Origin of the sequence: Nonomuraea sp. NPDC005983, from assembly GCF_040614375.1 — a bacterium.
In the GTDB taxonomy this organism is placed as follows: Bacteria; Actinomycetota; Actinomycetes; order Streptosporangiales; family Streptosporangiaceae; genus Nonomuraea.
Genome location: NZ_JBEXUP010000059.1, coordinates 35,465 through 49,525, shown reverse-complemented (window position 1 = coordinate 49,525; position 14,061 = coordinate 35,465). Strand labels below are relative to the sequence as shown.

Annotated in this window: 13 protein-coding genes; 12 read left to right on the top strand and 1 reads right to left on the bottom strand. The window is 68.0% G+C overall.

What is annotated here, in order from left to right; all coding sequences use genetic code 11:
• The first annotated feature begins 337 nt into the window (after positions 1-337).
• From ABZ297_RS24960 to ABZ297_RS24905, 12 genes are all read left to right on the top strand, one after another.
• Positions 338-1,339, top strand: a complete 1,002-nt coding sequence (locus tag ABZ297_RS24960) for an alpha/beta hydrolase (RefSeq protein ID WP_355350539.1) — start codon at positions 338-340, stop codon at positions 1,337-1,339.
• A 24-nt stretch (positions 1,340-1,363) separates the two neighbouring features.
• Entirely contained in the window at positions 1,364-2,386 is a 1,023-nt protein-coding gene (locus ABZ297_RS24955; RefSeq protein WP_355350537.1) for a helix-turn-helix domain-containing protein, read from the top strand.
• Positions 2,376-2,912, top strand: coding sequence for a LysR substrate-binding domain-containing protein (locus ABZ297_RS24950; RefSeq protein ID WP_355350535.1), 537 nt, complete (start codon positions 2,376-2,378; stop codon positions 2,910-2,912). The genes ABZ297_RS24955 and ABZ297_RS24950 overlap by 11 nt, the downstream gene beginning before the upstream one ends.
• Positions 2,913-3,322: 410 nt before the next feature.
• Entirely contained in the window at positions 3,323-4,744 is a 1,422-nt protein-coding gene (locus ABZ297_RS24945; protein WP_355350533.1) for an ABC transporter substrate-binding protein, read from the top strand.
• Positions 4,744-5,700: a sugar ABC transporter permease gene (locus ABZ297_RS24940; RefSeq protein WP_355350531.1), complete on the top strand. Its 957-nt coding sequence runs from the start codon at positions 4,744-4,746 to the stop codon at positions 5,698-5,700. Before ABZ297_RS24945 ends, ABZ297_RS24940 begins: the two co-directional genes overlap by 1 nt.
• The gene (locus ABZ297_RS24935) at positions 5,700-6,530 is read left to right on the top strand and encodes a carbohydrate ABC transporter permease (protein ID WP_355350530.1); all 831 of its coding nucleotides are present in this window, start codon (positions 5,700-5,702) and stop codon (positions 6,528-6,530) included. The genes ABZ297_RS24940 and ABZ297_RS24935 overlap by 1 nt, the downstream gene beginning before the upstream one ends.
• A complete protein-coding gene (locus tag ABZ297_RS24930; protein ID WP_355350528.1) occupies positions 6,527-8,146 on the top strand; it encodes a DUF5107 domain-containing protein in 1,620 nt (539 codons plus the stop codon). Before ABZ297_RS24935 ends, ABZ297_RS24930 begins: the two co-directional genes overlap by 4 nt.
• 30 nt (positions 8,147-8,176) lie before the next feature.
• Positions 8,177-11,311, top strand: coding sequence for a discoidin domain-containing protein (locus ABZ297_RS24925; RefSeq protein ID WP_355350526.1), 3,135 nt, complete (start codon positions 8,177-8,179; stop codon positions 11,309-11,311).
• Positions 11,312-11,471: 160 nt separating this feature from the next.
• Positions 11,472-11,642: a hypothetical protein gene (locus ABZ297_RS24920; RefSeq protein WP_355350524.1), complete on the top strand. Its 171-nt coding sequence runs from the start codon at positions 11,472-11,474 to the stop codon at positions 11,640-11,642.
• On the top strand, positions 11,627-11,866 hold the full coding sequence (locus ABZ297_RS24915) for a hypothetical protein (RefSeq protein ID WP_355350522.1): 240 nt from the start codon (positions 11,627-11,629) through the stop codon (positions 11,864-11,866). The genes ABZ297_RS24920 and ABZ297_RS24915 overlap by 16 nt, the downstream gene beginning before the upstream one ends.
• 735 nt (positions 11,867-12,601) lie before the next feature.
• Positions 12,602-12,961 carry a DUF5753 domain-containing protein gene (locus tag ABZ297_RS24910; protein ID WP_355350543.1) on the top strand — a complete coding sequence of 120 codons (360 nt, stop codon included), beginning with the start codon at positions 12,602-12,604 and terminating at the stop codon, positions 12,959-12,961.
• A complete protein-coding gene (locus ABZ297_RS24905; protein ID WP_355350520.1) occupies positions 12,949-13,164 on the top strand; it encodes a DUF397 domain-containing protein in 216 nt (71 codons plus the stop codon). Before ABZ297_RS24910 ends, ABZ297_RS24905 begins: the two co-directional genes overlap by 13 nt.
• A 742-nt stretch (positions 13,165-13,906) precedes the next feature.
• On the opposite strand, the gene ABZ297_RS24900 is transcribed toward ABZ297_RS24905, so the two are convergent.
• Positions 13,907-14,061, bottom strand: a 155-nt coding sequence (locus ABZ297_RS24900) for an RICIN domain-containing protein (RefSeq protein WP_355350541.1), incomplete at its 5' end; no start/stop codon positions are given.

Below are 14,061 nucleotides of genomic sequence, written 5' to 3'. Positions count from 1 at the left end.
CGCCGCGTCGACGAGCAGCAGAAGCGCGAGAAGGAAGACATGGCTCGCGAGGGCACCAGCGTGGCCGCGAGCACGAGGGACGCCGCGGCAGCGGCGGCCACCCGCGTCCGACTCCGAACGAACATGGATCCTCCAGTGCGTGAAGATGCGTCGGTCCGCCCAAAGGCGCGGAGCCAGGTACCGTGATTAACCTGGGGCTGAACAGGGCCGGTATGGTTCCGACACGTTTGGGAAACCATCACGCAACACGGCGGCCACCTCTACCCGACGCCCGTCGGCTATTGCCCGACACGCGTCTGGTGGCCGGCCAGCGGCTCTACCCGGGACGATGGGGACCATGACGGACACGGGCAGCGTTCCCGCGCGGGTGACCGGACCGCCCCCGCCCTTCGACGCCGAGCTCGCCGCCGGGCTCGCCGTCGTCCAGGGCGGCGCGCCGGTGACGCTAACCCCGGACCTGATCGGCGCCCTGCGTACCGGCCACGTCGCCGCCCACGAGGTGGGCGACGACGGCCTGCGCCGGGGCGGCTCCTACACCTTCGCCGACCACGTCGTGCCCGGCCCGCCCGGCGCCCCGGATGTGACCGTGCTGGTCTGCACGCCGGCTGCCGTGGACGTCCCCGCCCCGGTGATCTACCACATCCACGACGGCGGCATGGTCGCGGGCACGCGCCGGTCCGGCATGACGCCGATGCTGGACCTCGCCGAGCCGCACGGCGCGATCGTGGTTTCCGTGGAGTACCGCCTGGCGCCCGAGCATCCCTACCCCGCCCAGGTGGAGGACTGCTACGCCGGGTTGAGCTGGATCGCCGAGCACGCCGACGCGCTCGGTGCCGACACCGAGCGCATCGTGATCGTGGGCGTCAGCGCCGGCGGCGGCCTGGCGGCGGCGGTCACGCTGCTGGCCCGCGACCGCGAGGGCCCTGCTCTGTACGGCCAGCTGCTCGGCTACCCGATGCTGGACGACCGCAACGACAGCTACTCCACGATCCAGATGCGCGGGTTCGGCGTCTGGGACCAGACCTCGAACGAGACCGGATGGCGGGCACTGCTGGGCGCGGCCTACGGCGGCGCGAACGTTTCGCCGTACGCGGCGCCGGCACGGGCCACCGACCTGTCCGGGCTGCCGCCCGCCTACATCGACGTGGGCTCGGCTGAGATCTTCCGCGACGAGGCCATGGCGTACGCCGACCGGATCTGGCAGGCTGGCGGCGACGCCGAGCTGCACGTCTGGCCGGGCGGTTTTCACGCCTTCGACGCCTGGATGCCGCAGGCCGCGCTTTCTCAAGCCTTGACCCGTGCCCGGCAGGACTGGCTGCGCCGCCTGTTGGCGAGCTGAGCCGGCGCGAACCACTATGGAGATGTGAGAGAGCTGGTCGGCCGCGTGGAGGCGCTGGACCCGGACGCCGGGGCCGCGCTGCGGGTCATCACGTTCTTCGACCAGCTGATGGAGCGTCGTGCGGGGCTGGAGAACGTGGTCAGGGGCGCCGCCGTACTGTCCGGGCATCCAGCCGTCCTCATCGACACCGACCGCAGCCTCAGGATCCGGGTGACACCTGACGGCGCACGCACCGAGCAGGCCCTGCCCGCGCCCCAGGCCGAGTGGTGCCGATTGACCGTCGACTCCCACATCACCGTCTACCTGGAGCATCCGGGGCCGGCCGGGCCGGTCGAGGCGATGGTGCTCGAACGCGCCGCGATGGCGGCCCGCACGATTCTGGACCGCACGCGCAGCCGTGCCCGGCCGCACCCGCACCACGACACCGAGCTGGTGGAGGTGCTGCTGGACGCCTCAGCGCCGACCGAGGATCGCCATCACGCCGCGAAGTCGCTGGGCCTGAGCCGGTCGGCACCCGCACGCGTGATCGCCGGGTTCGACGGCTCGCTGCAGGTCACCGCTGCCGTTACGGAAGTGCTGCCGGACGACCTGCGTGCCGGCGTCGGTCCCGCCGTACCCCTGCTGGAACTGCCGCAGACGGTCGCCGCCGCGCGGGCGGCGGCGCGCTTCACCGCCGACGGCACACCCACTGATCCGGGACCGCAGGTCGTCCGCGCCGAGGACCTCGGCGGTCTGATCATGCTGGCGGCCGCGGTGGACGCCGGGCTCGGGGCGGGTCCCGACATCGCCGCGGTCGAGCGGACGGCGGCGGCTGCCCCGTGGATGCTGGCGACCCTGGACACGCTGGCCGGCGGCATCAGCCTGCGCACGGCCGCCGCGGCGTTATGTGTGCATCACTCCACCCTGCACGAGCGGATGGCCCAGGCCGAGCGGCTGCTCGGCTGGTCCCTCCGCGAGCAGCCCGGCCGATTGCGGCTCACCGTCGCCCTCATGTTGCGCAGGCTTCACCGCAACAGGGCAGCAGACTCCGTCCCGAGTGGCACCTAGGCATCCTTCTCGCGGCGGCCGGCTCCGCGCCGATCTCCTCCACGTATACGCCGACCTGGGCGCCGCTCTGCGCCGGGCGAGATCCACCGGGCAGAGCCCGGACGGCGTCGTACGCGTCGGCTATCTCACTCACTGTGGCGACGAGAGGTTCGAGCGCCTGGTCGCGGACTTCCGCAGGACGTTCCCCGCCTGCGAGGTGTCCACGATCGACGTCACCGGCTCGGACTACCTGCAGACGCTCCGTGACGACGTCGTCGACGTGCTGCTCGGCCGCTTCGGCGACCAGCTTCCTGCGGACGTGGTGCAGGGCCCCGTGATGGCCCGCGAGGCATGGGTTCTCGGTGTCGCCCGCACCCACCTCCTGGCGGGGCACGAGGCAGTCGTGGCGGAGGAGCTCGCCGTACACCCGATCTTCGGAGTGCCGCACCCGCTCACCGGCCACCTCTTCCGCAGCCAGACTGGAGGGGCTGGCTGCGGGTGCACAGGAAACGACGTCCCCCGGCCCCTGGCGGATGGGGGACGCTGACAGCTCGTTTGCGTACGAGTTTTGAACAAAACGTTTTAACGATCAATTATGAGCACGATAACTCCAGGGGGCGGACCGGTCAAGGGCTCTGGCTGGATGGGTGTTTTGCACGTTTTAATCCGTGCGTCATGAACGTGAGGGTGAGCTGTCATCGTCAGAGCAGGCCCCGCATCATCGAGTTCTGTGCCTGCGGTGCCCGGGTGTGGCGTTGGGACGGGCTGTCTACCAGGCCTTTCGTCCGCTGGGGCCAGCAGGCGGAGGTGATCCGTGCTCTGACCGCCGGTGCGACCATGGAGCGGCTGGATTGTCAGCCGCGGCGGACCTCTTGACACCTCACAACGCCGGATCTACTGTCCAGCCGAGATCTTATTAAAACGTTTCTCTAGCGTAGCCCCCCAGCAGGAGAAGCCATGTCCAACACCCGGATCCTTGCTGCCCTCGGACTGGCGACGAGCCTTGCCCTGACCGCCTGCGGTTCCAGCGGAACCCCCGCGAGCGAGACCGGCGGCAGCCCCGCCCAGCAGGCCGACGGCGGGGAGTTCACCCTCCCGACCGCGGCCGCCTACTTCAACACCTCGTGCCCGTCGGTCGCGGTCAAGCCCGCGACCGACAAGGAGCTCACCTACTGGTCGATGTGGACCAAGGACGAGCCGCAGGGCAAGGTCGTCCAGTACGTCGCCGACTGCTTCACCAAGCAGACCGGCGTCAAGGTGAACATCCAGTGGCTCGGCCGCGCCTACTTGCGCCAGAACCTGGTACCGGCGCTGAACACCGACACGGTCCCGGACCTGTTCGACCAGGACTTCACCGGCGTGAAGGCGGCCGTCGTCCAGGCGGGCGGCACCCAGCCCGTGGACGACGTCCTCGACATGAAGACCGGCGACGGCACGGTCCGCGAGATACTGCCCGCGCCGTACTGGGACACCCCGGCCGCCAAGGACGAGGCGGGCAAGCTGTTCTCGATCCCGTACATCGTCTTGGGCGACGCCTGGTGGTACAACAAGAAGCAGGTCGCGGGCCTGCAGGCGCCCAAGCGCATGGACGAGCTGTTCAGCCTGTTCGACTCCGCCAAGAAGGCGGGCCGCTCGGCGGTCGCGCTCGACGGTGACATCAGCTACTACGGGGCCTGGTTCTTCGAGCAGGCCGCCGCGCGGTACGTCGGTCCTGGCGGGCTGGCCAAGGCCGCGCAGGACAAGACCGGCCAGGCATGGAAGGCCGACCCGGGCTTCCAGAAGGCTGCCGAGTACACCTCCAAGATCGGCAGCTACCTCATCGACGGCTGGGACGCGGCCAAGTTCCCGCAGATCCAGCAGCGCTGGGCGGACGGCGACGCCGACTTCCTGTTCATGGGCAGCTGGGGCCCGACCGAGACCCGCGAGTACCTCAACAAGCAGGGCGGCGGCGAGGCCATCGACTACGGCTCGTTCCAGTACCCGATGCCCGAGGGCGCGACACACGACGTCATCGAGGTCCAGGAGATCGGCTTCAGCGTCACCAAGAAGGCCAAGCACCCCGAGGCCGCCAAGGCCTTCATGGCCTACTTCCTGAACAGGGCGATGCTGGCCGGAGTGCCCGCGGTCGCCGACAGCCTGACCCCGCGCAAGGACCTGCCCGTGCCCAGCGACATCGCCGACCTGAAGGCCGCGCTGGACGACCCGGCCAAGACGCACATGCTGTTCATGGACGGGCTGGACGGCATCGCCGGCGGCAAGTTCACCGAGCAGGTCCTCTTCCCCGCCGACAACGACCTGCTCAAGGGCAAGATCACCGCGCCGCAGTTCGTCGACAGGCTCGCCGCCAAGACCGCCGAGTTCTGGAAGACCCAGCACTGATGGCGCAGACCGTACAGGAGCGTGCGGTGACGCGCGGGCGCGCCCTGCCCGTCACCGGCACGCCGCACCTGGCCCGCAAGCGGCGGCTGTTCTGGCCGTTCGTGCTCCCGGCGATCGTGCTCTACGTGCTGTTCCTGGTCGGCCCGGCGATCGTCACCGTGGCGCTCAGCTTCACCCGCTGGTCGGGCGCCGGGACGCCGAGGTTCGCCGGCCTCGAGGAATACCGGCAGATGCTGGGCAGCGAGTCGTTCGGGTACGCCTTCGCCAACACGCTGATGTACATCGCGGTCGGCGGGATCGGGACGTTCCTGTTCGCCTTCCTGTTCGCGATGGTCCTGCGGGACATGAAGGCGAGCAAGCTGATCCGGGCGATCCTGTTCTTCCCGAACATCGTCGCGCCGGTGGCCATCGGCATGTTCTTCGGCTTCGTGTTCCGCTACAACCCCTCCAAGCAGGGCCTGGCCAACTTCCTGCTCAACCTGGTCGGGGCGCCCGCGGCCAAGTTCCTGCAGCCGGAGAGCGTCGTCTGGGTGGTGATCGGCGCGCTGATCTGGGCGAGCGCCGGGTTCTACATCACCATCCTGATGGCCGCGATCGACCGCATCCCGCCCTACCTGTACGAGGACGCGGACCTGTGCGGGGCGACGCCGTGGCAGAAGTTCCGGCACATCACGCTGCCCATGATCTGGGACGTGGTCGGTATCGCCGGGGTGCTGTGGACGATCGGCGCCGTCAAGATCTTCGAGATGGTCTTCGTCCTGGCAGGTCCTGGCACCTACCTGCCGCCCAACAAGACCTGGACGCTGGCGATCTACGTCTACGACCGGTCGTTCGGCACGCAGGGCACGCCGGAGTACGGCGTCGCCTGCGCCACGGCCGTCGTGATGATCGTGCTGGTGACCTTCCTGGTGCTGACGCTGCGCTGGGTGATGCGCAGGGAGAGGCTGGAGTACTGATGCTGCGCCTGGCAGGCAGGACGATCATCTGGCTGTTCACCGCGGTCAACGTCCTGCTGCTCTACTGGCTGATCGCCGCGTCGTTCAAGACGCCGCTGGAGATCTTCCGCGACCCGTTCGGGCTGCCGCACACGTGGTTCCAGCGCGGCCAGCCGTTCCGCAACTTCCTCTACGCCTGGAACCAGGCGGAGTTCGGGCACGCCTTCCTGATCACGGTCGTGCTGACGGCCCTGGCGTCGGTCACGATCGTGCTGGTCTCGGCCCCCACGGCGTACGCGCTGAGCCGGCTCGGCGTCCGCGGATCGGGGCCGCTGACCAGCTTCATCGCGATCGGGATGGGGGTGCCGATCCAGACGGTGATCATCCCGCTGTTCGTCGGGATGGCGCAGCTCAAGATGACCAACAGCCTGGTCGGGCTGTTCCTGCTGTACGTCGCGGTGTCGCTGCCCTTCACGATCTTCCTGCTGACCGGGTTCTTCCGCACGCTGCCGGAGGAACTGGAGGAGGCGGCCGCGCTGGACGGCGCCTCGCCGCTGCGGACGTTCGTGCGGATCACGCTCCCGCTGGCCAAGGGCGGGATGATCACCGCGCTGATACTCAACGCGATCGGGCTGTGGAACGAGGCCCTGCTGGCGATCGTGTTCATCCAGGACACCTCGGGCTTCACACTGGCCCGCGCGCTGTTCACGCTGTACGGCGCCGCCACCTACCAGTCGGAGTACGGCGGGCTGATCGCCGGCGTGGCCATCGTGGTGATCCCGATGCTCGTCCTCTACATCGTCCTGGCCAGGAGGATCATCTCCGGCCTCACCCTGGGAGCGGGCAAGTGACGCGGATCTCGGACCTGGGGCCCGTCAGCCCGCTGCCCATCCTCGGGCTGCTGCCGTACGGCATGCGCAGCGAGTACACCCGCGACCCGCGCGAGCGGGACATCCCGGTGCTGACGCTGGAGAACGACCACCTGCGCGCCGAGTTCCTGCCCTCGCTCGGCGGGCGGCTCTGGTCGCTCGTCGACAAGGCCGCCGGAAGGGAACTGCTGTTCAAGAACCCGGTCATCCAGCCGGCCAACCTGGCGCTGCGCGACGCCTGGTTCGCCGGCGGGGTCGAGTGGAACCTCGGCACGACCGGGCACTGGCCGCTGACCTGCGAGCCGCTGCACGCCGTCAGGGTCGGCGACGGGATCAGGATGTTCGAGTACGAGCGGGCGTTCGGGCTGGTCATGCAGCTCGACGCGCGGCTCGACGGCGACAGGCTCCTGGTCGGCGTGACGCTGCGCAACCCGCGCCCGCACACCGTCCAGGCCTACTGGTGGTCGAACATCGCGGTCCCCGAGACACCCGGCACCCGGGTGCTGGTCCCGGCGGACAAGGCCGACTACTACGGCTACGAGCAGAGGCTGACCACGGTCCCCGTCACGCCCGAGGTGCTGCGCCCCTCGACGTGGCGGCGGGCGGCCGACTACTTCTTCCACGTCGAGGGCCCGCCGTGGATCGCGGCGGTGGACTCCTCCGGCCACGGGCTGCTGCACCAGTCCACGGAGCGGCTGCTCGGCAGGAAGCTGTTCGGCTGGGGGACCGGTCCTGGCGGCTCGCGCTGGCAGGAGTGGCTGTCCGAGCCCGGCCTGCGGTACCTGGAGATCCAGGGCGGCCTGTGCCGCACCCAGCTCGAGCACGTCCCGATCGGCCCGGGCGAGCGCTGGACCTGGACGGAGAGCTACGGCCCCTACGACCCCGCCCGTATGGCAGGCCTGGAGAACGCCGCAGAGCAGTGGCAGGACCTGCCCGTGGGCGAGATCCTGCACCTGGGATCCGGGTGGGGCGCACTGGAAGGGCTGCCCGGTTTCCCGCCCGAGAGCCTGGGCCCCGAGCAGCGGCCCTGGCTGACGTTGCGCGAGACCGGCGTGCTGCCGGAACCCGCCGCGTGCGTGGTCGGCCCGGAGTGGCTGAGCCTGCTCGAGGGCGCCACCGACTGGCACGGGCTCTACCATTTCGGGCTCAACCTCCTCGCGGCCGGAGACCTCCGCGGCGCCAGGTCCGCCTGGGAGGAGTCGCTGGGCCTCAAGAGGTCCCCACTGGTCCTGCGGGCACTGGCACAGACCGGGGACGAGGCGGCCAGAGCCGTACTGCTCCTCGAGGCGCACGCGCTCGCGCCGGACCTGCACGTACTGACGGTCGAAACGCTCCGCGCCCTGATCGACGCCGATCGGGCCGGCGACGCACTGGAGGTGATCGACAACCTGGAAGACCGCCGTCACGGCCGGATCAGGCTCCTGGAGGCCCAGGCGGCCCTGAAGGCCGGTGACCTGGAGCGCGCCGGTCGCGTCCTCGACGGCGACCTGATGGTTCCCGACCTGCGCGAGGGTGAGGACTCCCTCGACGCGCTGTGGTTCGCCCTGCACGGCGACGACGCCGAACTCCCTGCCCGCTACGACTTCCGCATGAGCTGACCCCCCCAGGAGATCTCTGTGCTCCGTACCATGCTCGCGTTAGCCGCCTTACTCTTCCCCTTATTGCTCTCCGAGCCCGCCCAGGCAGCCGCGCTGTCGGTCTGGGTGCAGAACGAATCCGACCGCGCCTTCTCCTCCTCCAGCCCGCCGTCGAACGCGTCCGGCTCGATCAGGCTCTACGCCGCGCGCAACGAGTACCAGGCCGCGCAGATCCTGGTCCGGTCCAGCAGCGCGCGGACCGGAGTCTCGGTCGGCGTATCGCCGCTGACCGGACCCGGCGGGACCCTGCGCGACGTCAGCGTCCGCCGTGAGTACAACCACCCGAACGTCGCCAAGTGGGGCAGCGGCTACGAGAACCCGCCGGACGGCGGGACCGCCTACTTCGACGCGCTGGTGGACAACAAGCCGCAGAACCCGGCCGCGAACACCACGCTCGCGTACTTCTACCAGGTCCACGTCCCCGCAGGCCAGGCGCCGGGCGTCTACACCGGCAAGGCCGTCGTGCACAGCGACTCGGGCGACGTGACCGTGCCGGTTTCCGTGACCGTGTACGACGTCACGATTCCGCCCACCAACCAGTCGACCTTCAGGAACAACAATTGGTTCACCTCAGTGGGCTGGGACTACACCGGCACCGAGTTGTCCATCCCCGTCCAGTACGGCGTCACCGCCTACGACGCGCACTGGTGGAAGGTGATCGGCAACTTCGCGGTGAACCAGGCCAAGCACCGGAACAACGTGATCTACACCGATTTCCAGGCGCTGCTGATCCCCGGCACCACCGTGGACGCCTCCGGCACCTACACCTGGGACTGGACGAACTTCGACAGGTTCGTCCAGCTGTTCATCGACGCGGGCGCGATGCAGTACATCTACACGCCCACCCTGCTCGAGAGGGACCCGAACGGCAACATGCTCCTGGAGATGCTGGTCGCGGCCAACGGCGGGAGCGGCCCGGTCAAGCGGATCCTCGCCGCCCCCGACACCGCGCAGACCAACGCCTACCTGGACAAGCTCTTCCCCGCGCTCAAGGCGCACCTGGACGCCAAGGGGTGGACAGGCAAGTTCTTCATCAGCGCGCTCGACGAACCCGGGACCGCCAACCAGGCGACCAACGCCACCTGGTTCTACGGCAAGTACAGGACCTACTTCCCGAACCCGCTCAGCAGCGAGGCGCACCTCGGCGTGTTCACCGCCACCGAGCCAAGCCTGTCGACGCTCACCCCGCTGACCGCCACCTATGAGAGCAACGTCGGCCACTACCAGTCGCAGCGCCTGGCCGGCAAGGACCTGTGGATGTACACCTCGGGCGTGCCGCAGGACAGCTACATGAACCGGCTGATCAGCTACCCCCTCGACGGGACCCGGCTGCTGCCCTGGCTGATCTGGAAGGCGGGCGGCAACGGCTACCTGCACTGGGGCTGGAACTACTGGGGCAACCTCGGCGACGGCTCCAACTTCGGCAACGTCAACACCTTCGACGACTGGCAGAGCGGCGACAACTGGCTGGTCAGGCCCAACAAGCGGGACTACGACGTGTACGACAGCCTGCGCAGCGAGGCCGAGCTCGACGGCCAGCAGGACTTCGAGCTGCTCAATCTGCTCAAGGCGCGCAAGCCTGTCACGGCCCGGCAGATCGCGGAAAGCCTGATCACCAACGCGGCCTCCTACGAGCACTCCGGTGTGGCCGTCGTGGAGCGGCACAAGCAGATCCTGGACGAGCTGGTCTCGACCGCGCCCGACCCGGCCTTCCCGTTCGCGGACGCCTTCGACGGCACCGAGAACGCCTGGCGGCACACCAAGGGCACGTGGTCGATCAACTCGGGCGAGTACGTCCAGTCGGACACCGATGACTGGGGCGTCGCCTCGGCCGTCGAGGGCCGCACCTACGGTGACGTCGCCGCGAGCGTGGACCTGAAGATCACCGGCGTAACGGCCGGTGGCGGCGACACCAACTGGGCCGGGCTGATGATCCACAGCCTGAACCCGACCGACATGGACAGCGGTTACCTGGTCGCCCAGCGCAACGACGGCCGGGTCTTCCTCTACCGCAACGGCACCACGCTGGCCCAGGCCCCCGCGCCCGGATACGTGCCCGGCGCGTGGAACCGCCTGCGGGTGACCTACCAGCAGGGCGCGATCAAGGTCTACTCGGGCGGCGATCAGGTCCTCTCGGTCACCGACAACGCCTTCCCCCTCGGCAGCGCCGCCGTGGTCACCGGCGGTGCGAGCGCCCGCTTCGACAACGTCCACCTCAACCCGCTGGTCAACGCGGCCGAGCTCGGCACGGTGACCGCGTCGAGCAGCTACCAGGCCGACGGCTGGAGCAGGGCCGCCGCCAACGACGGGCTGCGGACCTCGCGGAGCAACGCGCTGGGGTGGAGCAGCATCGACAATCCGACCACCAACCACACCGAGTGGGTGCAGGTCGACCTCGGCAGCACCCGGTCCATCGGCAGGGTCGATCTCTACCCGCGCAACGACGGCGCGAACACCGGTCTCGGCTTCCCGATCGACTTCACCGTCCAGGTGTCGGCGAACGGGACAAACTGGACCACCGTCGCCTCCCCCACCGGGTATGCCCGGCCGTCCGCCGATCCCCAGACCTTCCCGTTTGCACCGGTCAACGCCCGCTACGTGAAGGTCACCGGCACCAACCTGCGAAGCGACGACCGCGGGGACTACCACATGCAGTTCGCCGAGATCGAGACCGCGGGCGGCGACCTGGCCCTCGGCCGCACTGTCACCTCGTCGAGCTCGGTCGAATATCCCGCCGAGAGCTGGTTGCGGACCAATGCCACAGATGGGGTACGGCTGTCGCAGCTGTGGTACTCGGTGGGCTTCAGTAGCGCGCTCGCGTCCTCCCAGCACACCGAGTGGGTACAGGTGGACCTGGGCGGACCCTCACGGGTGAGCAAGGTCGTACTGTGGCCGCGCAGCGACGGCGCGGCCACGGGGAACGGCTTCCCGGTCGACTTCACCATCCAGGTGTCGGCTGACGGGACCAACTGGACCACGGTGGCCACTCGCGCCGGGTACCCGAAGCCGGGTGCGACAGGGCAGCAGTTCGGCTTCGCTCCGATGACCGCTCGCTACGTGCGGACGACGGCGACGAAGCTTGACTCCAGCTACCTGATGCAGTTCGCGGAGATCGAGGTCTTCTGAGCCGTGGACGCCGCCGGTCTCCTCAAGGGGGCCGGCGGTTTCCGCGTGTCGGCGGCCACCGGCGCGGGCGCTGCGGCTGCCGTCGCCGAGTCATCCACATGCCGTCGTGTGGACAGCACGACGAGTGGCTGCCTGGAGGGAGACCGGGGAACGCCCGCCGGTGGCGGTATGGGCGCTCGAGCAGCTGGTCGACTTCCTGAACTTCGTTCGCGACGATCGGCTCTTCGCGCTGTGGTGGCTGGTGGCCCTTCGAGGACTGCGTCGTGCGGCGATGCCAAACCGCATCGCGGTCAGCGGTTCTCCGCAGCCCATCCTGTGCGCCTCGGGCTGATTACCGGCGCTACTGTCGGCGGCTTCTTCGTCATCTTCTTGTTGATCAGTGCCGCAACGGGATGGGAGTATGCCTTCGCGCTGTCTACCTTGCTTTTTTGCCTCTGCGTTGTGGCCTTCGCTGGGGTGGGCATGATGGGCATCGGCTACTTCGAGCGCTGGCGTCAACGGCACTACGGGCACTACCCGCATGAGGTTCCTGACGAGCCCGGCACCCATGCATAGCGGCCCGCGCGCTGTCTCGATGAGGCGGGTCGTGCTGAGTTGACGTGGGGTGGAGCCTAGGAGATTCGAACTCCTGACATCCTGCTTGCAAAACGGCCTGATCTTCAAGGACAACGGCCTCGACCTGCGCTGAAGACGGTCCGCGAGTGACCGTGATTGACCGCTGCTGACCACCCTTAATGGCACGCTAATGGCACAGGTCTTCTCTTGAGCACGCCTACCGGGGATCATCCCGCGCCTATCCCGTGGTTTGCGATAATGGACGCGTGAGTCGCTCACGGACCCGACGTACCAAACGAGAGCACTGGCCTGGATTGTGCACTCGCTGTGGTCGTCGGCAAGCCTACTCGGATCGCTACGATGCTGCCTTGTGTCCGTGGTGTGACGAATGGCGTGAGGGCGCTTGCTGGGACGATGAGTGTTCGTATTGCCGTGACCGGCCAGAACGTCCCAGCGTGGCCAGAGAACTGGCCCCTGATGAGCCGGCCCTGCGCAAAGCAGCTCGGCTATCGGCCCGACGGTCTCACAGACTACAAGAACACTAGTTTGGAAGATTTCGGCTCATGATCTCCTGACATGCTCCGGCCCTGGGCAGACGCCGTGCGGCCCTGCCCGCGAGTCCCCGCTACTCCCCCTGATCACCGCCCCATCGGGCACGCAACGGGCACGCGCGCCCACTGACGACGTCAGCCGCGTGGTCAAGGCCTGTAGACGTTCGACAGCGGCAGATAGGAGCTGACTCTATGGGCGATACTGGATGAAGGAGTCCTGGCCCGACCGACCGGCAGTGAGGCGGTGATGGCCGAGCAGATGGCTCACTTGGCCGCCCTGGACGAGCACCCCCGCATCAACATCCGCGTGCTCCCGCATAGCTCCTGGCTGACCACGGGTCTACAAGGTGCTTTCGTTCTCGCCGGGGGGCCAGGGATGCCAGATATGGTCTACCTCGAGTCGATCACCATAGGCCAGATCACTGCCGACAGCGCACGCGTCCGCGAGGTCAGGCTGAAGTACGAGATGCTGCACAACGAAGCCCTGCCCCGTCGGGCTTCGCTGCAGCTCATAAGGGAGATGGCAGAGAAATGGACGAACTGACCGAAGAACTTCTCAAGAACGCTGAATGGCGCAAGGCCACCCGCTCCGGCGATAGCGGCGATTGCTTGGAAGTAGCTCCCCTGTCTGACGGCCGCGTGGGCTTGCGCGACACGGAGCGCCTCGACCTCGCTCCGTACGTGGTCACACCGTCGGTCTGGGCCGCGTTCATCGATGGTGCGAAGAAGGGTGAGTTCGACTTCTAGTACGGACTGGTACGGAGGAAGAGCGAAGGGTCGTCGGCGCTCGTCGAAGGCCCTTCGCTCTAACGTGCGATCGTGACGATGTTCGCCGGGCCGCACAAGCGAGTAAGGTGGTGGCCGTTTCAGTGCTGCGATCAGTGTCATAGACGGAGAACTCCTCATACGGGCAGTCGGCTTGCATGTGATCTTCTACATCAACGCCCCTATCGAGATCGTCGTCGTAGCCTAACCGCCGCCCGTTCGTCCCGCCGTGGGCTCGGACGCTGACCTGCTGAATCTGCATATCCATATCCGGATATGCCAGACGCATAAGTCGCGCCGGGGGCCCGATCTTGTAAGCGATGTGGGCTGGTCTCGGTCCCCCGTAGTTGGCCGTATATGTCCCTGTTTGTGCTGGGGACGTATCCCTTTTGGTCAGTGTGAACGTTTCGCGACCGAGAGTAGTCATGTGGCGGGGTGTGAAGAATCGGTTGCAGATCTCGACGGGGCGCAGTTGAGTGGCGGGCTGTCGGGGCAGCCGGGCACGGTCATATCCCCCCTCCCGCATGAACATTGTCGGCGGTCTATGGCTGGCTGCACCCGGCCCGCTGCGGGAGGGTGTTTCCTCCATTACGCACTCTCACCTAATGAGACGGGGCCTCCTTCGGTTGCCTGCTGGGCGGCAGTGCGCAGATGGTGGACCGCGATGTCAGGTACGCCCGGCCGTCCGGCGCACGGACGGCACGGACGTGCTAAACCTTGTGAGCTACCAGTTACCGTCGCTGATGGGCTCCAGCCGGAACTTCTCGTTGTCTTGGGTGCCGGTGTCGTACTGGTTCAGGCTGGCGCCGTCCTTGAGGCTGGCGTTCTCGATGGCCAGCACCTTGCCCGAATGCTTGACCACGATGCGGACGTAGCCGT

Coding starts and splice junctions, on each gene's coding strand:
- ABZ297_RS24960 (WP_355350539.1), top strand. CDS start 338: ATGACGGACACGGGCAGCGTTCCCGCGCGGGTGACCGGACCGCCCCCG.
- ABZ297_RS24940 (WP_355350531.1), top strand. CDS start 4,744: ATGGCGCAGACCGTACAGGAGCGTGCGGTGACGCGCGGGCGCGCCCTG.
- ABZ297_RS24945 (WP_355350533.1), top strand. CDS start 3,323: ATGTCCAACACCCGGATCCTTGCTGCCCTCGGACTGGCGACGAGCCTT.
- ABZ297_RS24935 (WP_355350530.1), top strand. CDS start 5,700: ATGCTGCGCCTGGCAGGCAGGACGATCATCTGGCTGTTCACCGCGGTC.
- ABZ297_RS24925 (WP_355350526.1), top strand. CDS start 8,177: ATGCTCGCGTTAGCCGCCTTACTCTTCCCCTTATTGCTCTCCGAGCCC.
- ABZ297_RS24905 (WP_355350520.1), top strand. CDS start 12,949: ATGGACGAACTGACCGAAGAACTTCTCAAGAACGCTGAATGGCGCAAG.